This is a genomic window from Hydrogenovibrio thermophilus (genome assembly GCF_004028275.1).
GTDB classification, from domain to species: Bacteria; Pseudomonadota; Gammaproteobacteria; order Thiomicrospirales; family Thiomicrospiraceae; genus Hydrogenovibrio; species Hydrogenovibrio thermophilus.
The window spans coordinates 2,399,776-2,420,651 of sequence record NZ_CP035033.1 but is presented as its reverse complement, the minus strand read 5'-3'; the positions used below and the strand labels follow the sequence as shown (position 1 = coordinate 2,420,651).

The following is a 20,876-nucleotide window of genomic DNA, read 5'->3' as shown; positions in this document are numbered from 1 at the left end:
CTGTGGTTAAACTTTAATTAAAGAAAATTTACTCTGCGAACGCACCTTATCATAAGCCCAGCGATAAACCAAGTGATTGAGAAAGGTTTTTATTTGAGAAACATTTTTAAAGTAGGGTTTTTATCTGTTCCGAAACCGCTTGGCTGAGCTCTTTAATGTCATGATTCAAGATTTGGTTGTTTTCGCTGTAATCCATTGGAATTTCGACTAGATGCACGCCGCCATCTTCGAAACAGCCTTCCAGGGTCGGAATCAAGTCGTCGGCTTTATGGATGCGATGCCCCTTGGCACCATAACTTTGCGCATACATTACGAAATCGGCATTGTTCAAGTCCAGCCCGTAATCTTCGAAGCCCATATTGGCTTGCTTCCACTTGATCATGCCGAAAGCGTTGTCGTTAAGCACGACGACAACTAAATCCAGCTTGAGGCGTACGGCAGTATCCATTTCCTGTGAATTCATCATAAAACCACCGTCGCCGCAGATGGCCATGACCCGGCGTTCCGGATACACCAACTTGGCCGCGATGGCCGATGGCAAACCGGCGCCCATGGTGGCGAGCGCGTTGTCCAGCAAAATGGTATTGTGCTGGTAAGCCAGATAGTTACGCGCAAACCAGATTTTATAGATGCCGTTGTCCAGCGTAATCATGCCGTCGTCGGGCATGACTTTTCGGATGTCCGCCACCACGCGCTGTGGATACATCGGGAAGCGTCCGTCGTTGGTGCCTTCCAACAGGTTTTTGTCGATTTGGCGCTTGGCTTCCATAAAACAGTCGAAATTCCAGGTATCCTGGCGTTCGATGCGTTCTTTGATTTGATAAATGCTGTTGGCAATATCGCCCACCACGTCGGCTTGGGGGAAATACACCGGGTCGACGGAGGCATTGGTGAAGTTAATGTGAATCACCTTGAAGCCGTCCTGTTCCATAAAGAACGGCGGCTTTTCCACCACATCGTGACCGACATTGATAATCAAATCCGTATTGCGGATGGCGCAATGCACGAAATCGTTATCGGACAGAGCAGCACAGCCCAGATACAAATGATGGCGTTCGTCCACCACGCCTTTCCCCATTTGAGTGGTGAAAAACGGAATGCCGGTCTTGTCGATGAACTGGCGCAGCATCTTCCCGGCGGTTTTGCGGTTGGCACCGGCCCCAATCATAATCAGCGGGCGCTTGGCGCGTTGAATCATTTCCACCGCATTGCGCACAGCCTTGTCTTCCGCCAGCGGGCGTCGGTGCATGCCTTGTTGGATCACCGGCGAATCGGATTCTTCGCGGGCGATGTCTTCCGGCAATTCCAAATGGGAGGCACCGGGGCGCTCGGTCTTGGCGGAGCGGAAGGCTTCGCGGATGCGTGCCGGAATGTTATGGCCGCTGTGAATCTGGCAGGTGTATTTGGTGATGGGGCGCATCATATCCACCACATCGACAATCTGGAACTGACCCTGTCGGTTGGTTTTGACGGGTTTTTGCCCGGTGATCATTACCATCGGCATGGCGCCGAGTTGGGCGTAAGCCGCGGCGGTGACCAGGTTGGTGGCGCCCGGCCCAAGGGTGGACATGCAAACTCCGGCCATCCCGGTAAGGCGGCCGTAAGTGGCGGCCATGAAACCTGCGGCCTGTTCGTGGCGGGTGACGATGACTTGGATTTGGGAGTCTTTGAGGGAGTTGAGTAAATCCAGGTTCTCTTCACCTGGAATGCCGAAAACGTATTCCACGCCTTCGGCTTCCAGCGCTTTGACAAACAGATCCGATGCTTTCATGGGGGCCTCCGTAGTGTAGTGAGTCTGCATCATAACATGCCTTCAATAGGCGATGGAGTATGGAAAATTTAATGCCCTGAAAATTATTTTTATACGTGGTTTTGATTAAGTTTTGGGTGGGGTTGGCGTTTTGGTTTTAATTGTGGAAACCACTAATGGTGCCCACAAACAAGAAAACAAAAAGAGGGATGCTTATTCCTACCATTACTTTTTATTATTTTAATTTCTCAACACATTTCATTGGCTGAAACCGGTAACCATCACTCTTTTTTTCAATAAAAAGTATTTCATTATTGTCTAATGAAATAGCCTTTCCTTCTTTTCCCTCTGGGAATTGGCAGCGTGAGTACTTTACGGCTTCAAATTGGTACATATACCAAGCTACACTTTTGGATAGTAATTTTTCGTATGGTTTTTTTGCGAACGCTCCCAGCATAAAAGTTATCAAAATAATCAGACTGTATGCAACGATTCTTCCAAAAAATGTGTGTTTTGGATACCTTTCCGACTTGATCTTAAAAAGAGTATTGCTGGTTCTTTTAAATCTCTTAGTGCTGGTAAGAGAAATAAAAAAATAAATTTCGGCAAGCAGCAAGCCGATAGTAAGAAGTACGATAATTACCAGAAAAATTAGGAGGGGAAGGAGAACAAAAGAGGTGAAAATAACAGTATTAGTTAATAGTCCTACATCAAACTCTGCTAAATGGTTAACTATTTGATAGCTGAAGCTCAATAAAAAAAATGAAATAAAGGCATAGCCGTATATAGTTAACTTTTTTGCTAATTTGTATTTTTTTAGGTAGTTAAATAGATAAGCTACATCCGAGAGAACACCCAGAAATAGAGCGCCAATAGAAAAGCTAAAAGCCCAAATAGAGTCATTATTAGATTGAAATAACCATAATAAGGTTGATATAGGCAGAGTATATAAAGCGATTAGATAAATTTTCTGACTACGATTAAGTTTTAAACATAACTTTTGTTGTATTTCCCACCATTTTTGTAATTGATATCTCATTTTATTAACCAATTATTTTTAGATATTGCATATTTAAAATAAAGTCAACGCGATATATCTGAAATTTACTATAGCTTTAATCTTAACTGTATTTATTTTTACGTAAAAGCATAATCTCACCAGGCCTGGTGAATTTTATAAATCGTGGGGTTAACCTTATTTTGGGTATGGAGTATACTTGGAATTATCTCATGGACAGTCATGCCTCCGGTCATTCGGGGGATGAACGCGACGGCGCTACGCAGCGGTCGTGAAAAGCTAGGAGTTCTTTTATGTATCGCCATCCCGGCAAACGCCCCGTTTACCTCAATCTGTTCGCCTTTCGCTTTCCGTTAAACGCCATTCTTTCCATTTTGCACCGCATCACCGGTGTGGGGTTATTGTTGTTCCTGTTGACCGGCCTGGTCTGGTTGAATCTGTGGGTTTTGTTTCCTGAACAAAGAGCGGACACCTTGCAAGCCCTGACGCATCCATTGGGGCAGTTGATTTGGTTTTTCGCTGCTGTCAGCTTGTGGTTTCACTGGTTGGCTGGGGTGCGGCATCTGATGATGGAACATGATGCGTTTCAATGGCAAAGCCAGCCGCAAAAAGGGCGGCAATCCGGCCTGCTGTTATTGGCGTTGTTTGCCGTTGGGGCGGTGGTGGTTTTTGCGGGAGTCTGGTTATGAACGTGTTATCCGGCTTGAGAGCGCATGTTTGGCAACGGTTCAGCGCCTGGTATCTGATGGTGTATTTCCCTTTGGCGGCGTTGTACTGGTGGCAAGCGCCGACCGAATCCGTCGCGCAGCTGCAAGCGGCGATGTCGCATTGGCTGTTTTTGTGGCCGTCCTTGCTGGCTTTTGGATTGTTGATGGTGCACGCTTGGGTCGGATTGCGGGATGTGTTGCTGGATTATCTGCCGCGCAGAGCCTTGCAAGCGGGATTATGGCTTTGGGCGTTGGTGTGGTTGTTGGTGTTGGCTGATGGCGTGTTTTTAGCCGTGCAGTTGGTTGCGAACTGAGATTTTAAAGAATAAAGAGAAGAGAGGCGAAATGGTTTCATTGCAGCAGGTCGATACCTTTCATTTTGATGCGGTGATTGTCGGAGCCGGGGGCGCGGGGCTTCGGGCTGCGTTGCAATTGGCCAAGTCGGATTTGCGGGTGGCGGTGGTGTCGAAAGTGTTTCCGACCCGGTCGCATACGGTGGCAGCGCAGGGCGGCATTAATGCGGCCTTGGGCAACTTGACCGAGGATAACTGGCATTGGCATATGTACGACACCGTCAAGGGCAGCGATTATCTGGGCGATCAGGATGCGATTGAATTCATGTGCCGGGAAGCCACGGAAATCGTGCGCGAGTTGGAGCATTTCGGGGTGCCGTTTTCCCGCACCGAGCAAGGCAAAATCTACCAACGCCCGTTCGGCGGTCAAAGCCGCAATTTCGGCGAAAGCCAAGCCACGCGCACTTGTGCGGCGGCGGACCGCACCGGACATGCTATTTTGCAAACCCTGTATCAGCAGAACATTCAGGCGGGCACGACCTTTTTTGATGAATTTTTTGCGGTGGATTTGGTCAAGGATGAAGTTGGCCATATCGGCGGTATGGTGGTGATGAACCTGCAAAACGGTGAATATCAGTTGTTGCGCGCTCATGCAGTGATGGTGGCCACGGGCGGCGCTTGCCAGCTATTCAAAACCAACACCAACGCCAAAATCAACACCGGCGATGGTTTGGCGATGGTACTGCGCGCGGGCTTGCCGTTGCAGGACATGGAGTTCTGGCAGTTCCACCCGACCGGCGTGGCGAACAAAGGCATGTTGTTGTCGGAAGCGGCGCGCGGCGAAGGCGGCGTGTTGCGCAATGCCGAAGGAGAAGCCTTTATGGTGCGTTATGCGCCGCATGTGAAGGATTTGGCGTCGCGGGATGTGGTGTCACGCGCCATTGCCATCGAGGTGAAGGAAGGACGTGGTTGCGGCCCGAATAAAGATCATGTGTTGCTGGATTTGACTCATCTCGATTCGGAGATGATTAAAAAGCGTTTGCCGGGCATTCGCGACATCGGCTTGACGTTTTTGGGCTTGGACATGTGCGACGACCCGATTCCGGTGTATCCGACCGCGCATTATATGATGGGCGGCATTCCGACCAATTTCCACGGTCAGGTGCAGACGCTGGATGAAAGCGGTCAGGCCATCAGTGTACCGGGCTTGTATGCGGTGGGCGAATGCGCTTGTGTGTCGGTGCACGGTGCGAACCGCTTGGGCGGGAATTCTTTATTGGACATCGTCGTGTTCGGACGGGCCGCCGCCAAGGAAATCGAACGGGTGTTGAACTTGCAGAAATCGGACCGCAACTTCGACCGCCGATTGGATTTGGCGCCGGTGGAAGCGCGACTGAACAAATGGGAAGCGCCAGCGCATGACCGCAAGGAGTCCATTGCCGCCATCAAACACGATTTACAAGCCGCCATGCAGGAAGGTTGCGGGGTTTTCCGCAACCAGGAATCCATGCAGGCGTTGATTGAAGCCTTGGAGCCGATTCAACAGCGTTTGGATGAAGCCGTATTGCACGACCGCAGCCGGGCGTTCAACTTGGAACGCATGGAAGCGCTGGAGCTGGAAAACCTGATGACGCTGGCGTATGCCACCGTGCATTCCGCGATTGAACGAACGGAAAGTCGCGGCGCGCATTCCCGCGTGGACTTTACCGAGCGTGACGACGAAAACTGGTTGCAACACAGTCTGTATTTTCTGGATGGCCATCGTCTGCGTTATAAGCCGGTGTGCGTCACGCCGTTGACCGTGACCGGATTCGAACCCAAGCCTCGCGTGTACTAACAAAAGGACAAAACAATGCGGTTTTCCATTTATCGTTACAACCCGGAAGTCGATGAGCAGCCTTACATGCAAGATTATGAGTTGCCGGATGCGGAGATTCGCGACGACATGATGTTGCTGGAAGCGCTGGATAAGCTACGCGAACAAGACCCGACGCTGGCGTTTCGCAGTTCCTGCAAGGAAGGCGTGTGCGGCTCGGACGGCATGAACGTCAACGGCGAGAACCATTTGAGTTGCATTACGCGAATGTCCAGCCTACGCGATCCGGTGGTGTTGAAACCGTTACCGGGCTTGCCGGTGATTCGCGATTTGATTATCGATATGGAATTGTTTTACGACCATTACCGCGCGGTGGACCCTTTCCTGAAAGCGACCAGGCCTGGTCAAAACGTTGATTTGGACCATGAGTTCCTGCAAAGCCCCGAAGAGCGGGAAAAACTCGATGGCAGTTACGAATGCATTCTGTGCGGTTGTTGTGCGACCAGTTGCCCGTCTTTCTGGTGGAACCCGGATAAGTTTCACGGCCCGGCCGCCTTGTTGGCGGCGCGGCGTTTTGTGGTGGACAGCCGTGACATCACCACGCGCGAGCGATTGGAAACCTTGGACGATCCGTTTAAAACCTTCCGCTGTCGTAATATCCAGAACTGCACCGCCAGTTGCCCGAAAGGGTTGAACCCGAGTCAGGCCATCAATGAGCTGAAAAGCTTGATGGTTGAAAAACAGTTGGATTAAAAAAGGTGGCGGAAACGATGGTAGAAACGATGCCGGATAGCCTCGAACAGCGCCAACTGCAATGGAAACGATTGCAACTGAATTGCCGCCGCGGTAATGCCGAAGTCGAACATTTGCTCTCGGCGTATTGCCGGGATTTAAGTCCGGAAGTTCCATCGCAAGTGGCGGAAATGGAAATTTTGGAAACGTTGTTGGCGGAAAATGATCAGACGTTGTTTGAGTGGTTGGTGCAACCGGATTCGGACGGGTCTGGCGCAACGCCTGACATTTTTAAACCGTTTATTCAGGCGATTCGTTCGCGTTATTTATCGGCTTGAGTCAATAGCCAAATCCGCCAGGCCTGGACGTTTTTGGATGAGCGGCCGGGTCAGTGGCAGCAACTCTTTTCCATCGTCAGGAACTTTTCAAATTCCGCCGCCGGTAATGGCCGCGAACAGAAGAAGCCTTGATAGGTTTCGCAGCCCGTCTTCACCAGATAATCCAGTTGTTCCGGATGTTCGATGCCTTCGGCCACGACATTCAGATTCAGTGTCTGAGCAATCTTGATAATGGTTTCGATGAAAATCGCACCGGATTCGGTGTCGTAATCGTCCATAAAGGTTTTGTCGATTTTCAGGGTGTTGATCGGGAATTTTTTCAAATACGCCAGTGAGGAATAGCCGGTACCGAAGTCGTCCAGCGAGATGGAAATGCCTTTTTGTTGGATGGCGTGCAACAGGCTGAGGTTTTGCTCGGAGTTTTCCATGAACTGCGATTCGGTCATTTCCACGTCGAGCTTGCTGGGGGTGATGCCGCTTTCCTGAATGAGTCGATTGAGTTTTTCTTCAAAGTGATTGTTGATCAGTTGCACCGGCGACAGGTTGACGGACACTTGGAAGTCACCCAATCCACGCTTTTTCCAGTCGATTTGCTGGCGTACCGCCGTTTCCAGTACCCAGTCGCCCAATGGCACCATCAAGCCGGACTTTTCCGCCGACGGTATGAATCGGTCCGGTGTAATCACGCCTTTGTTCGGGTCAATCCAGCGAATCAAGGCTTCAGCGCCGGTCACTTGGCCGGTGGTGACGGAGATTTTCGGCTGGTAATAGAGTTCAAATTCGCCGTTGTCCAGAGCGCGTTGCATGTTGTTTTCCAATTCGATTTCATGCACCAGCTGCTGATGCAGGGATTCGGTAAAGAATTTGAATTGGTTTTTACCGGCGTTTTTGGCTTCGTACATGGCGATGTCGGCGTTTTTCATCAGGGTGGTGATGGATTGGCCGTCTTTCGGGTACAGCACCACGCCGACACTGGCGGACACTTTAACGGGATGATTGTCCACCAAATGCACGTCGCTGATTTTTTCGATGACGCGTTGGATGATATTGATGAGCTCGTGTTCGTTGCCGTGGTGGTTGACGACGATGACGAATTCGTCGCCGCCGACACGGGCGATGATGTCGTAGTCGCGCAAGACCTGTTTGATGAGGCTGGAAACATTGCGCAACAGTTTGTCGCCGACTTCATGGCCCAGGGTGTCGTTGACGGTTTTGAAATTATCCAAGTCCATGAAAAGCAGGGCGAATTCCTGTCCGGATCGGGAGAATTCGGAAATCAGCCAGTTCAAGCGTTCATTCAGATGGTTTCGGTTGGCGAGGCCGGAAAGGTTGTCGGTTCGGGCCAGGCGATACAATTCGCTTTTTTCTTCGTCCAGGCGGGTAAAGGTCTGCACCATGGAGGCGCGGATGTATTCCAGTTCACGTAGCTTGAAGCGTTTTGGAATTTCCGACTGGTAATAGGCGTACTGGCGTAACAGTTCCAACGGGTTGGTGACGAAGCGTTTCAGCAGCCCCCACAGCAAGCCGAGCAGCAGTAACGGCACCACGCCGAAAAAGAGCAGTGAATTGGTGGTGTTTTCGGCGAAATAGTTTTCCAGATAGGCTTTGTCGATATACAGATATAGCTTCAAATACGCCGGTTGGTTCTGGATGAAATACGGAATATCGGTTTCATAAATATCGTAGCGCAACATTTCATGTGCCGATAAGCCTTTCAGTTTGTCCTGGGTGTTCTTTTTCGGTGGCGCGGAACGGATATCGTGTTCGGTCGTAATCAGGATTTTGCTGCCCGACGCAATCGCCATGGCCGCGACCAGTGGATTGTTGGCGACTTTACGGTGCAGAAAAGACTTGAACTCGCGCAATTCTTGCGGTGTGGCCATTTCCGTGGAAACGACGTAAGCGGTTTCCGACAGGTCGTGGCGGATGTTTTCCAGAATGAGGTCGGTTTTCTTTTGCTGGTCGTTGAGGAAGTAATATAAGAACACTCCGTAGAAAACCAGAACCAGAGCGACGATAGCGGTGATAAAGAAGCGGCGGATGGAGATCATTTACAGCAGATCCCTCGTGGGAAAGTTGGCATCGTCCAAACGTTGTTGCAACGCCGGAGAGACACCTTTATTCAACCATTCGATGGTGCTCAAACTGGATTGAAAGTCTTCGAAACGGCTGTTTTCCAGATAGGGTTTGACCTTTTCATAGTACTCTTTCGGGTCATCATGCAGCGCCTGGATAGCGTGGTTGATCAGGGTTTTCAGTGCCAGCATCTGGTCTTTGTGGGCGTGATAACGGCTTTCGGTGGTGAATATTCCGTCCAGTACCAGCAGGTTTAAACTGTCTGCTGTGGAGGCCAGTGTTTGGAAGCCTTGTTTTTCCAGCTCGTGGTTATACGGCGTGTATGTCACCACCAGTGTCGGTTCGGTGCGATTTGTGGCATCGGATTGCAGTTTGATCTGGTCGCTGTTGATGTAGTTGAAGGTTTTGCCTTCCAGTTTGTGCTGATGGATGAAGTCGTTGAAGACGGGGTAATTGATGCTGTTGATTTCCAGATAAACATTGATGGGACCGTTTTCGGATTTGATGGCGTCGAGTGAACGATTCCCCATGATCATGTCGCCGCCATTGGAGCGATCCAACAGCAGAATCGGAATCACCGACGGGTCTTTTCGGTACATGGTCTGATATTCGTATTGCGTGCCGGCGAAAGCATCGAGCTTGGCGGATTGGTAAATGTGCAGACTTTCGCCGAGGGAGACCACGCTGGAAAGACGGATGTCGTGTTCATCAAGCCAGCCTTTTTCCTTGGCATAGAATAGAGGCGAATAACCAATCCAGGAATTGGCAATGATGTTGAGTGTCTTATCGGGTTTTTCGGCGCAACCTGAGAGTGCGATCAAACCGCTTAGCAATACGGCTTTTATTATATTTATCATGTTTATTGACCATAATAAAAAGTTACCTTAATGCTACCACAGCCGGTAAGGGTTTTTTAAGAAATATCCGCTTAAAGCGCTGATAAAACAGGGTGTTGCGAGCGCCTTTAAGAATAAAAAGCATTCGCGTTTTCACTTGGTCAGCGGTGCACCACATATTGGCCTTCAAACACCGTCGCCAGCTCCTGGGCTTCATTGTATATTTCCGTGGTCAATTGAATGCGGGCGCGGCCTTTTCGGCGGTACATTTTCAGAAAGGTCGCCAATTGCGGTTCGGATTCGAATCGACAACGGGTTTCGATGTCGGCTTTCACCGGTTTCAAAAAACGGGTGTGGCTTTCCTGAATGACGATGTGGCCGTGTAAATCGTGTTCGGTGAGGGCGAGATGAATCAATCCCCAGCCGGTGAGCACGGCCGTGGCGTACAGGCTGCCACCGAAAGCGGTGCTTTTGTGGTTGATGTTGTTTTGCAAAGGCGCGCGTAAACGCAGGGAGTCGGCGGTGGCCTCCATGACCTGCAAGCCCATGGACCGGGTGAGCGGAATGTCTTGATGCAAAAGCGTTTCCAGTGCTTTTAGCGCTTTCGGCGTATGGGTGGAATCGGTCATGGCGTCTCCGCAGTAAACGTATCTGTGATTCAGTATAGCCGGAGTGCCGAAAGTGTCCAACCGCTGGTCTTCCGATTAGAAGAAAAGTGGCCAGGCCTGGTTGTTTTGAAAACTTGATGTGTATTAAGTAAAAAGTCTTAAAAGGTGTTGACGGGCGTCCGGCATTTTGTCATATTTTAGTGGTACGGTTTTTTATTGAAAAGACTTGAATAACAATTTCTTAACCCCATATAACCGTTGAATGAAAGTTGTATTGTTCTCTTTAATAAGGAGGGTTGTGCGATGAGTATGTTTTTAAGAACGTTGGAACCGTTTCGTGAATTGCGGGATTTGGAAAACCGGCTGCAAAAAATGATGCCGAAACCCACGGAATCGAATGTGGCTGGGTTTTCACCGACCGTCAATACACGAGAAGGGGATTACGCTTATCACATCGAAGTGGATTTACCCGGTGTGAAAAAAGACGATATCCATGTGGAAGTGAAAGAAAATCGTCTGACCATTTCCGGTGAACGTAAAACCAAGGAAGAGGTCAAGGACGAAGACTATTACCGCGTGGAAAGCAGTTACGGCAAGTTCGAGCGTAGCTTTGCCCTGCCGGATAATGTGGATGCCGAAAACGTATCCGCCAGTTCGGAAGACGGCGTGCTGGAAGTTGTGCTGCCGAAAAAGGAACGCAGTGCCGAGACCAAAAAGGTGGAAGTCAAATAATCTTCCACGAAGGTTTCAGTCAAAATCGAATTCAAACCAACCATTGAATGATCTTATCTGTCATTACAAGGGCCGCGGATTTTCCCCGGCCCTTTTTTTATGGGCAAAAAAAACTCACCGATCGGTGAGTTCAAGACAAGGAAGTTTTAACGGTTATATTTTATTATTCGGTGCTGCGGCCTTTGACCGCATGATGGATTAATCGGATGTGACCGGCGTCAGGTAACGTTCGCGTTTTTTCGGGACGATTTTGTCGATTTCCACCAGAATCAAACTGTCGATGCAATCGTTGAAATCCGGGTCGACACTGAAGTCGATAAAGCGGCAACCGCCGGGTTCGCACAGTTCCGCGTATTGTTTGAACAACGTCGGCACCTTGACGCCGAACTCGGTCAGCAGGCTGTTGAGCTTTTTGTAACTCTCTTTGTAGTCGCCGCTGAATTCTTTTTCCGCCAGTTCTATAATATCCGGCGACGGTACGAAAGGGCGTTTCCCCACGGCCAAATCCTGATGTGAGCCCATCTGGGTTTGGAAGAAGGCGACAATCAGTTCTTTGGCGCGTAATGGATAGGCATCCGACAAACTCACCGGGCCGAAGAAATATTTGGTTTCCGGGTGGCGCATTACATAAGCGCCGATGCCGTACCATAGATAATCCAGGCTGCGCTTGCCCCAGTAACGTGGTTGCACGAAACTGCGGCCCATTTCCAGGGCATTGGGCAGATAAGGTTCGATGTCCGGTTTCAAGTCGAATAAGGTGCTGGTGTAAAGCCCGTCCATGCCGTTTTTCTCGATGATTTTCTGGCATTCGCCGATGCGATAGGCGCCGACAATTTCCAAATCCTCTTCGTCCCACAGCACCAAGTGGCGGTAGTCGGCATCGTATTTGTCCAAATCGAAGGCATCGCCGGTGCCTTCTTCCACCGTGCGGAAGGTCAGTTCGCGCAAGCGACCGATTTCACGCATCACCGGCGAATCGGCATCGTAATCGAACAGAAAGATTTTCTTGCCGTCCACCGTCTGGCCCAGTAGCTCGCCGTTTTTCAAATCCTTTTTCAAGGCCTTGCGGTTCACCGGGTGGGCGATGGTGTTTTCGGTTTCGAACGGCAGTTTGGCAATCGCTTTGCCGGGGTGGTTCAAACGGTAAACGTGTTTGCGGAGCAGCTTGGCGATTTTCGTCAGCGGCCAGTCGCATTTCGCCACCGATTTCCACGGAATCATCGGTCCGACATGGAAGGCGATTTGTTGGTCGTTCTTATTGAACATTTCCTTGACCAGCATCAGCGTGCCCAGCGGTTTGTACAGGGTGGACAAACCATAAAACAAAGCGGAGTTACGGGCGTCGATGTAAATCGGTAAAATCGGCGATTGGGTCTTTTTCGCCAATTTGAGGAAACCGTTTTTCCATTTGCCATCGCGCACGCCGTTCGGGCGGATGCGTGAGACTTCGCCCGCCGGGAAAATAATCACCGCCTCTTCGTTCTCCAACGCCTTGATCATGGTTTTGAAAAGTTCTTTATGGTTGGCCTTGTCGGACATATTGTCCACCGTTAAAAACAGCGACTGGAAGGGGTCGACATTGGCCAGCATTTCATTGGCGACGATGCGCACGTCCGGGCGAATGCTGCGGATGAATTTCAACAGTGCCAAACCGTCCAGCGAACCGATCGGGTGATTGGCGACGATGACCACGCGCCCTTCGGCCGGCACATTGTTGAAAGAACGGTTGTTGACCTGATAAGTGAAGTTATAATGTTCCAGGCTTTTGTCCAGGAACGCAAAACCGCGCAGGTGCTTGTTCTCTTCGATGAACTGGTTGATTTCGTTTTCGTAGGTGAGCTTTTTCAGAAATTTAATCAGCTGTTTGCCGCCCGGCTTCTGATTGAAATCGGGGTATTTTTCGAGAATGGTTTGTTCGATATTCAGCATAATGGTTTCTTCGTAACTCGTCTTCTTGGATAGCTCGGAGGGCACGTAGGACTCGTCTGGTACGTGCGGCGGTTCTACTCGTCTATTAACTGTATTATTCTGAGTTGTCCAGTTGACGTAGAAGTGACAAATGCGTGAGTTTCAAATGACGGTTGTGTAACAAAAATATGACAATGATTTCCCTGAGTTATTATGATTTGGCCGGCTTATCGGTGATGATTCTGCTGCTCGGCCTGTTGCTGCTATTGAACGGCTTCGAGCAAACGCGCCAGCTTTGGGTGGCGTCCGCACGCATGGTGGTGCAACTGCTGTTTATGGGCGTTTGGTTAAGCTGGGTGTTCAATGCCGACAGTTGGTTGCTGGTGGCCTTGGTGTCGGTGGTGATGCTGCTGTTCGCCGGTTATGAAATTCTCAAGCGTCAGACCTACCGTTTTCAAACCAATGGTTTGGTCTCCGGCTCGTTTGTGGTGGGATTGTTGTCGTTGTCGATGACCGCTTTGGTGTTGACGATTTTCTCGCTTACGCTGGTGATTCAGCCGCAACCTTGGTACGAAGCGCAATACGCCATTCCGTTGTTGGGGATGATTCTCGGCAATAGCATGACCGCCATCGGCCTTGGGTTGGATACCCTGACCAAAAGCGCCGTGAAACAGAAAGCGCAAATCGAAGCGCAACTGGCCTTGGGTTACACCGCCAAGGAAGCGCTGATGTTCCTGAAAAAGCAAAGCCTGCACACGGCGATGATTCCGGTCATCAATATGCTGGCCGCTGCCGGCATCGTATCCTTGCCCGGTATGATGACGGGGCAAATCCTCGCCGGCATCGACCCGATGGAAGCCGTCAAATACCAAATCATGATTATGTTTCTGATTACGGTGTCCACCGCCTCGGGTGTGCTGATTGCCTTGTGGCTGGCGCAGAAAAAACTGTTCGACCCACGGATGCGTCTGAACTTGTCACAGTTGGTAAAAAGCTGAAAACAGAAAAACGCCCAGACCTGCTCTTTGAAACCTGTCGGATTTGACAAGGCGCGTTATAATAACCTTAAAGCGCGCTCAGTCTTTGCCGAGTATTTGCCGAGTATTTGCCGAATATTTGCAGAACGTTCGCGCGATTCCGTCACCCCAAACCTCAGGTTGAACCATGTTACAGCACCCGTATCTCGAATTGCCGAAATCCTTTTTCCAACCCGTCTGGCCGGAGCCGCAGCAAAACGCGCGTCTCGTCGCGGTCAACCGGGCGCTGATGCAGGAAATCGATTGCGACTTGAGTGACGAACAATTGCTTGCGCTCACCGCCGGGCAATTGGAGGATGCCAGCTTGGCCGAGTTCGACTTGCAACCACTGGCACAAAAATACACCGGTCACCAGTTCGGCTATTACAACCCGGATTTGGGCGATGGCCGCGGATTGTTGCTGGGGCGTTGGGAAGACAAAAACGGCCAGGCCTGGGACTTTCACCTGAAAGGCGCCGGGCGCACGCCTTATTCCCGGCGCGGTGACGGCCGGGCGGTTTTGCGTTCGGTGATTCGCGAATACTTGGCGTCCGAAGCCTTGTTCGGGCTGGGCGTGCCCACTACGCGCGCCTTATCCATCGCCACCAGTGACGAACAAGTGCAGCGTGAAACCTTCGAACCGCGCGCCAGCTTGATGCGTGTCACGCCCAGCCACATCCGTTTCGGGCATTTTCAGTGGGCCGCCTCCAAAGGCCCGGCCACCCTTGAATTCCTGACCAATTTTGTGGTGGAACATCATTACCCGGAATTGCAGTCGCTAGAAGAGCCGCAACGCAGTGCCGCCTTGTTGAAAACCGTTTGCGAGCGCACCGCGGTGCTGATGGCGAAATGGCAAGCGGTGGGCTTCAATCACGGGGTGATGAATTCCGATAACATGTCCATTCTCGGCGAAACCTTCGACTTCGGGCCTTATGCCTTTTTCGACGATTTTCAAATCGAGTACATCTGCAATCATTCCGATTACGAAGGGCGTTACGCTTATAATCAGCAACCGAAAATCGGTGTCACCAATTGCCAACTGCTGGCGCACGCCTTCGATAAAGTGTTGGACGAAGCCGCGCAAAACGAAGCCTTGGAAGCCTTTGTGGAAACCTATAATCGCCAGTACATCGATGAGATGAATTGTAAAATCGGATTGCATACCGTACAGCCCGACGATAAAAACCTGATTGGCGATTTATTGGTGTTGATGGATCAGCATCGGGTGGATTTCAGTTTGTTTTTCCGCCGCTTGGCGAAATGGAACCAACCGGATGAAGGTGAATTGATGACGTTATTGAACCAACCCGGCGCCTTTGTCGATTGGTTCCAGCGTTACGATGCCCGCTTGCAGCAGGAAGGCATTTCCGAATCGGAACGCCAGCAACGGATTTTGGCCGTCAATCCGGCCATCGTCTTGCGGAACTACATTGCACAAGGCATTATCGAAGCCGCCGAAAATGGTGATTATCAACCGTTAGAACAGTGGGTGGAAGCGCTGCATTCACCTTTCGAAGAACACCCAGGCCTGGCGGAATTTCAGAAACCGCCAAGCCCGGAACAAAAAGGGCTGCAACTGAGTTGCTCTTCTTAACAAAACAGGCAATAAAACAGGAAATATAAGGATGGCTTATCAAACGTTTACACCGCGCCATTTAGCGCGCTTCAAATTATGGATGTGGGTGGTGGCGTTGATTGTCGCATCCGGCTTGGTGTTGGCGATTAGCCAACTCTCAAACGGTTTTATCCACACCTTACCCATCTGGGGGCTGTGGGTGTTGCCGGGGCTGCTGTTATTGCGATATGGCTTTAAACAACATCAGGCGCTGAAAACCGAAGTGGCACAAACCTACCAACGTCTGTTGGAAACCGAAGCCTTTCAACCGGTGAATGAAGTGGACTTAGGCTTGGGCCGAAAACTGATTGTGGATGCCGACAACGACAAGATGGTGTTACTGTTTCCTCTGGAAATTCACCGCTTTCAACGAGCGGATATCGCCGATTGGAAAGTTGAACCCAGAAGCGCGCGTAAACACAAAACAAATCGCGTGGAACATGACCTGCATTTGGGCTTTCAAAGTGGGGAAGCGTTGGTGGTGAAACGAGTTAGTAACCAAGAAAAGCTTTTTGAAATGCATTTTAGAGCTTAAGCTAACTCCCATGGTAAGTCTCGGCGGCCATTAACTGGCTTGAGGATGCCTTCATATCGAAGTTTTTGTGCTGCCCACCTAACATCATACTGCCATGTATAAAGCAAATCCCCAGAAGATTTCAATTGAGCTTCATAGTTTTCCCATATGTATTTTGAAATTTCTTTAGGCCAACCTTTTCCATTATTAGCTTTCAAGCCTTCAATTATCCATTTTTTCATATCATTTCTCGTAACCAAGCTCTTATCCTTTTATTTTTTCAAAGCTTCACTCACAATCGCTTGCGCTTCTTTTAGAATTTCATCCAAATGCGCTTGGCCTTTAAAACTTTCGGCGTAGATTTTATAGATGTCCTCGGTGCCGGATGGGCGGGCGGCGAACCAGCCGTTTTCGGTGGTGATTTTCAGGCCACCGATGGCCGCGCCGTTGCCCGGTGCATGGGTGAGTTTGTCCAGAATCGGTTCACCCGCCAAAGTGTCGGCTTTGACCATTTCCGGGGACAGGTTTTTCAAAATCGCTTTCTGTTCACGGTTGGCCGGTGCGTCGATGCGGCTGTATACCGGGTTGCCGAATTGTTCAGTTAGCTCTTGATACAGTTGCCCCGGGTCTTTGCCGGTGACGGCGGTGATTTCCGCCGCCAATAAATTCATGATAATGCCGTCCTTGTCGGTGCTCCAGACGGTGCCATCCATTTTCAAGAAAGACGCCCCGGCGGATTCTTCGCCACCAAAGGCATAGTCGCCGGACACCAAACCGTCCACAAACCATTTGAAACCGACCGGCACTTCCGCCAGGGTTTTGCCCAAGGAGGCGACGACGCGGTCAATCATGGAGCTGGACACCAGCGTTTTACCGATTTTAACGTCCGCCGACCAGTTCGGACGGTGGGTCAGCAGGTATTGAATGGCGACGGCGAGATAGTGGTTTGGGTTCATTAAACCGACCGACGGGGTGACGATGCCGTGGCGGTCGGTGTCGGTGTCGTTGCCGAAGGCGATGTCGTAGTCGTCTTTCAGTGCAATCAGGCTGGCCATGGCGTAAGGCGAGGAGCAGTCCATGCGGATTTTGCCGTCTTTATCCACCGTCATGAACGAGAAGGTCGGGTCGACGTGTTTGTTGACGATTTCCAGATTCAAGCCGTAATGGTCGGCAATCGGTTGCCAGTAATCCACCGCTGCTCCGCCGAGCGGGTCGATGCCGAGCTTGAGTCCGGCGTCTTTGATGGCTTTCATATCGACGATTTTGTCGAGGTCTTTGACATACGGCATGATGAGGTCTTCGGCCTTGACGAATTCGGAAGCCATCGCCTCGGCCAGCGGCATGCGGTTGATGGCTTGCATGTCGGACATCAGGATTTCATTGGCGCGGTCTTGAATTACGGAGGTGGCGTCGGTATCGGCCGGGCCGCCGTTTGGCGGGTTGTATTTGAAGCCGCCGTCTTCCGGTGGATTGTGCGATGGCGTGATGATGACGCCGTCGGCCAAATCATCGGTGCGGTTTTCGTTGTAGGTGAGAATGGCGTGCGAAATGACCGGCGTCGGCGTGTAACGGCCTTTGCCTTGGATAATGACGTCCAGACTGTTGCCGGCAAAGACTTCGATGGCGGTGGCGTGAGCGGCTTCCGACAGGGCGTGGCTGTCCATGCCGATGTAGATCGGGCCGGTGATGCCTTGCGCGTCGCGGTATTCGACAATCGCTTGTGAAATGGCGGCAATGTGGTTTTCATTGAAGGCGGTTTTGCTGGCGCTGCCACGGTGGCCGGAGGTGCCGAAGGCGACCGCCTGATCCGGATTGCTGGCATCGGGAATCAGGTTGTAGTAGTCGGTCATCAGTTTGGGAATGTTTTCCAGAATGGATTGTGGGGCAGGTTTTCCGGCGTAGGGTGACAAAGACATGGCGCATCCTTCTAGTAAGTGATTTTGTGCAACGATTGGTTTCATTATAGCCATGCGGTTTGAAAAAATCATGCCGAATCCGCGCCTTTCATAAAGCTGTCAAACAAACCGAAAAACCACCAGGCCTGGCCATTTGGATGACTTTTTGAAATAAATTTTATTTATCACTGGATTTCATGTCAGGAGGAGCTAAAATAGAGAATGTTATTATGTAACACAATGTAATGACGAAAATGTAAAGAAGTAACCGACGCGGGTTGTTTCAGAACAGCTAAGTGAATACTCCAACAACCTGTAACGAACTCGTATTTTTTGACGATGAATCGACGAACCCTGACAAACACACGGCCGAAGCGATGGCTTCAGCCTTTTGGCGCTGACACGGTGTCCTGGCGACATCTGTTGCTGGCGTTCGTGTTGCTGTTCGCGCAGACGGCGGCTTTGCTGCACGCCGAGATTCATCCGTTCCATGAACACGCCGAAGTGTGTAATGTCTTCGACGGTGTGGAGCACCAAGCCAGTGCCTTCACGCCGAGTTTCGAGTTGCCGCAGACACCCGTTTACCGGGATGTGTGGCGCCCGGATTCCATTTTATCGTTTGCCGCCACCTTCGCGGCCGTCTATTTCAGCCGCGCTCCGCCGGCCTTCTCCTGATTGATTCGTTTTATTTAATCCCCCTTAATAATCAGTAAGAGATATCCTTTTCAGGAGAAAGACATGCTTCGCAAGAAACTCGTGTCTGCGATTCTGTTGGCCAGTGGCGCGTCGGTGAACGCGGCTTGGGCGGAAGACAGCAAGCAGACCCAAACAACCCAATTACAGAAAATTTCCGTGGAATCGCAATTGAATCCGCCGTTGGAACCGGTCGATATCAGTACGTCCACCACCTTACAACCCTCCAAAACGGAAATGGACCGCAACGGCACCGCTTCCCTCGGTGAAGCGCTGGACGGCTTGCCCGGCGTGAATACCCTGGAAACCGGCCCGCAATCCGGTAAGCCGGTGGTGCGCGGCGATACTTCTTTGCGTTTGCCGGTGTTGTCCAACGGCATGACCATGGAATATCAGGCGGAAGGCACACGCCATAACCCGAATGTGGACCCGGCTTTGACCGAACGTCTGGAAGTGATTCGTGGGCCGCAAGGCTTGAAGTATTCCAGCCAGGCGGTGAAGTCGGCGGTGAATGTGGTCGGGCCGCAAATTGATTACGCCGGGCCGGGTGAGACCAAAGCGTCCGGAGAATTGATGGGCGAGGTGAATTCCAATAATAACGAAACCATGATTGGCGCCAAGGCCAAACTGTCTTCCAATGGCTTCGGTCTGGTCGGGGGCGTGACCAAACGTCGCGGCAATGACTTTGTGACGCCGGACGGCCCGGAAGCGGGTGATGTGGCACCGGGCGATCCGCCAGGCACCAAGCCGTTGGTCACAGGCACCACGCCTTACACCAACTTTGAAGGCGAGTCGGCCGTGATCGGCGCAGGTTACCGTGGCGATTGGGGTGAAGTGGAATTACGCCACAATTATTGGCAATCCAAACAAAACTATCTGGGGGTGGAAGCGGCACCGGGCGAATATGAATTGATTCCGTCCGCCGGGCAGAATCTGACCAACTCCGAAACCCAATTGAAGGCCGAGTTTTTCGCCGGGGATTGGGTCATCAAACCGAAATACGCTCATACCCGCAACCAGCGTCAGGCGATGCACGAAGTGACGTATGAGGATATGGACGATTACAAGGATGACGAGGAATATCTCGACATCGTTGTTCACCGCGACGACTACCAATTGGCGGTGGAGCATCCAGAGTTCTTCGGATGGCAAGGTGAATTCGGTGTCAGCGGTTACACCAAAGACCAGGATTTGCGTTCCGGTCATTTGACGCCGAGCGCGACCGAAGACGGTGCCGGCATCTTTATGGTGGAGAAACAATCCTTCGGCCCTTGGGACGTGGAATTGGGTGCGCGTTACGACAGTCAGCACGTCAAAGCGCCATTAAGTTCTGAAAATGCTCATTTCTGGGATGAAACCGGGGTTTACAACAGCTCGAACAATTCACGCGACTTCTCGGACTGGTCCGGCGCTTTGGGCGTGGCGTACCACTATACGTCCAACTGGACCTTCACCGGGAACTTGGGACGCAGCTTCCGCGCGCCGTCTATTTTTGAACTCTATGCTTCCGGCGCGCACGGCGGGGTGCAAGCCTATCAACTGGGTAACCCGGACTTGAAAGCGGAAACCTCCATTAACACCGAATTGGCGGCGACCTGGCAGTCGGAAAATCTACACTCGACTTTGTCGGTGTACTCCAACTGGGTGGATAATTATATCGTGTTGGAAAATACCGAGACCGAAGAGTATTGCGACCATGACGGCAATTGCCAACCAACGCAGAACTTGAATTATCCGTATCGTCTGATGATCAATTCACAAACGAATGCTTTGATTCAAGGGATTGAATGGTCGGCGACCTATCGCATGACGCCGCAATTGCAATGGCAAGCCACGGCGGAAATCATGCAAGGGCGCGATACCAAAAACAATCGTGATCTGCCTTTGATGCCGGCGAATAACGCCACTTTAGGCGCGCAATACACGTTTGGGAGCGGCCAGTATCTGGCGAAGCCTTACGTTGGCTTGGGCACGAAGTACGTGGCCGAAAAGGATTCGGCCGGGTCTTATGAACCCTTCAGCCAGTTTGACAGCACACCGTTCGGAACGGCTTCTACCAAAGATTACTGGTTGTGGAATCTGGAAGCGGGTACCGGGGTCAAGTTCGGCAAGCAACGCTTATACTTGGATTTGACCGTGCAGAACTTGATGGATGTGCAGTATCGTGACTTCCTCGATACCTATAAAGGGTATGCGCAGGGCATGGGACGTAACTTCCAGTTGCATGCACGTTTGCCGTTCAAAATTTGATGTTTGAACCGTCGTCGACTCCAGTCGGCGATGGGTATCAAATCAATATAAAAAAACCGCCAGGCCTGGCGGTTTTTTC

Annotated in this window: 19 protein-coding genes; 11 read left to right on the top strand and 8 right to left on the bottom strand. The window is 51.0% G+C overall.

The window, feature by feature from the left end:
• Positions 1-106: 106 nt before the first annotated feature.
• The gene (locus EPV75_RS11285; RefSeq protein WP_068646355.1) at positions 107-1,771 is read right to left on the bottom strand and encodes an acetolactate synthase large subunit; all 1,665 of its coding nucleotides are present in this window, start codon (positions 1,769-1,771) and stop codon (positions 107-109) included.
• Between the two features lie 214 nt (positions 1,772-1,985).
• On the bottom strand, positions 1,986-2,789 hold the full coding sequence (locus tag EPV75_RS11280; RefSeq protein WP_128385461.1) for a hypothetical protein: 804 nt from the start codon (positions 2,787-2,789) through the stop codon (positions 1,986-1,988).
• Positions 2,790-3,061: 272 nt separating this feature from the next.
• Between EPV75_RS11280 and sdhC the strand changes: the two genes are divergently transcribed.
• From sdhC to EPV75_RS11255, 5 genes are read left to right on the top strand one after another with little or no spacing between them, the layout of a single operon-like run.
• Complete coding sequence (sdhC, locus tag EPV75_RS11275; RefSeq protein ID WP_128385460.1) at positions 3,062-3,457, top strand: succinate dehydrogenase, cytochrome b556 subunit; 396 nt, start codon at positions 3,062-3,064, stop codon at positions 3,455-3,457.
• A complete protein-coding gene (sdhD, locus tag EPV75_RS11270) occupies positions 3,454-3,789 on the top strand; it encodes a succinate dehydrogenase, hydrophobic membrane anchor protein (RefSeq protein ID WP_192893991.1) in 336 nt (111 codons plus the stop codon). Before sdhC ends, sdhD begins: the two co-directional genes overlap by 4 nt.
• Positions 3,790-3,820: 31 nt before the next feature.
• Positions 3,821-5,605, top strand: coding sequence for a succinate dehydrogenase flavoprotein subunit (gene sdhA / locus EPV75_RS11265; RefSeq protein ID WP_128385458.1), 1,785 nt, complete (start codon positions 3,821-3,823; stop codon positions 5,603-5,605).
• Between the two features lie 15 nt (positions 5,606-5,620).
• A complete protein-coding gene (locus tag EPV75_RS11260; RefSeq protein WP_068646343.1) occupies positions 5,621-6,337 on the top strand; it encodes a succinate dehydrogenase iron-sulfur subunit in 717 nt (238 codons plus the stop codon).
• A 17-nt stretch (positions 6,338-6,354) separates the two neighbouring features.
• The gene (locus EPV75_RS11255; protein WP_128385457.1) at positions 6,355-6,654 is read left to right on the top strand and encodes a succinate dehydrogenase assembly factor 2; all 300 of its coding nucleotides are present in this window, start codon (positions 6,355-6,357) and stop codon (positions 6,652-6,654) included.
• A gap of 50 nt (positions 6,655-6,704) precedes the next feature.
• Here the strand turns inward: EPV75_RS11255 and EPV75_RS11250 are convergent, their stop codons facing one another.
• The 3 genes from EPV75_RS11250 to EPV75_RS11240 form a co-directional block, all read right to left on the bottom strand.
• Complete coding sequence (locus tag EPV75_RS11250; RefSeq protein WP_128385456.1) at positions 6,705-8,705, bottom strand: putative bifunctional diguanylate cyclase/phosphodiesterase; 2,001 nt, start codon at positions 8,703-8,705, stop codon at positions 6,705-6,707.
• Positions 8,706-9,587, bottom strand: coding sequence for an ABC transporter substrate-binding protein (locus tag EPV75_RS11245; RefSeq protein WP_128385455.1), 882 nt, complete (start codon positions 9,585-9,587; stop codon positions 8,706-8,708).
• Positions 9,588-9,727: 140 nt separating this feature from the next.
• Entirely contained in the window at positions 9,728-10,195 is a 468-nt protein-coding gene (locus EPV75_RS11240) for a thioesterase domain-containing protein (RefSeq protein ID WP_128385454.1), read from the bottom strand.
• 282 nt (positions 10,196-10,477) lie between these two features.
• Between EPV75_RS11240 and EPV75_RS11235 the strand changes: the two genes are divergently transcribed.
• Positions 10,478-10,906, top strand: a complete 429-nt coding sequence (locus EPV75_RS11235) for an Hsp20/alpha crystallin family protein (protein WP_206197891.1) — start codon at positions 10,478-10,480, stop codon at positions 10,904-10,906.
• A 198-nt stretch (positions 10,907-11,104) separates the two neighbouring features.
• Here the strand turns inward: EPV75_RS11235 and EPV75_RS11230 are convergent, their stop codons facing one another.
• Complete coding sequence (locus tag EPV75_RS11230) at positions 11,105-12,835, bottom strand: GNAT family N-acyltransferase (RefSeq protein ID WP_128385453.1); 1,731 nt, start codon at positions 12,833-12,835, stop codon at positions 11,105-11,107.
• A gap of 167 nt (positions 12,836-13,002) precedes the next feature.
• On the opposite strand from EPV75_RS11230, the gene EPV75_RS11225 reads away from it, so the two are divergent.
• From EPV75_RS11225 to EPV75_RS11215, 3 genes are all read left to right on the top strand, one after another.
• The gene (locus tag EPV75_RS11225) at positions 13,003-13,812 is read left to right on the top strand and encodes an ABC transporter permease (RefSeq protein WP_225972331.1); all 810 of its coding nucleotides are present in this window, start codon (positions 13,003-13,005) and stop codon (positions 13,810-13,812) included.
• Positions 13,813-13,978: 166 nt separating this feature from the next.
• On the top strand, positions 13,979-15,424 hold the full coding sequence (locus tag EPV75_RS11220) for a protein adenylyltransferase SelO (protein WP_128385452.1): 1,446 nt from the start codon (positions 13,979-13,981) through the stop codon (positions 15,422-15,424).
• 31 nt (positions 15,425-15,455) lie between these two features.
• Entirely contained in the window at positions 15,456-15,980 is a 525-nt protein-coding gene (locus EPV75_RS11215; RefSeq protein WP_128385451.1) for a hypothetical protein, read from the top strand.
• On the opposite strand, the gene EPV75_RS11210 is transcribed toward EPV75_RS11215, so the two are convergent.
• Together EPV75_RS11210 and pgm are read right to left on the bottom strand one after the other, a co-directional pair.
• Complete coding sequence (locus EPV75_RS11210; protein ID WP_128385450.1) at positions 15,977-16,201, bottom strand: hypothetical protein; 225 nt, start codon at positions 16,199-16,201, stop codon at positions 15,977-15,979. The genes EPV75_RS11215 and EPV75_RS11210 overlap by 4 nt on opposite strands.
• 30 nt (positions 16,202-16,231) lie before the next feature.
• Positions 16,232-17,875, bottom strand: a complete 1,644-nt coding sequence (gene pgm, locus EPV75_RS11205; RefSeq protein ID WP_128385449.1) for a phosphoglucomutase (alpha-D-glucose-1,6-bisphosphate-dependent) — start codon at positions 17,873-17,875, stop codon at positions 16,232-16,234.
• Between the two features lie 384 nt (positions 17,876-18,259).
• Between pgm and EPV75_RS11200 the strand changes: the two genes are divergently transcribed.
• Together EPV75_RS11200 and EPV75_RS11195 are read left to right on the top strand one after the other, a co-directional pair.
• Complete coding sequence (locus EPV75_RS11200; protein ID WP_128385448.1) at positions 18,260-18,529, top strand: hypothetical protein; 270 nt, start codon at positions 18,260-18,262, stop codon at positions 18,527-18,529.
• Between the two features lie 63 nt (positions 18,530-18,592).
• On the top strand, positions 18,593-20,797 hold the full coding sequence (locus tag EPV75_RS11195; RefSeq protein ID WP_128385447.1) for a TonB-dependent receptor: 2,205 nt from the start codon (positions 18,593-18,595) through the stop codon (positions 20,795-20,797).
• Positions 20,798-20,876 lie beyond the last annotated feature (79 nt).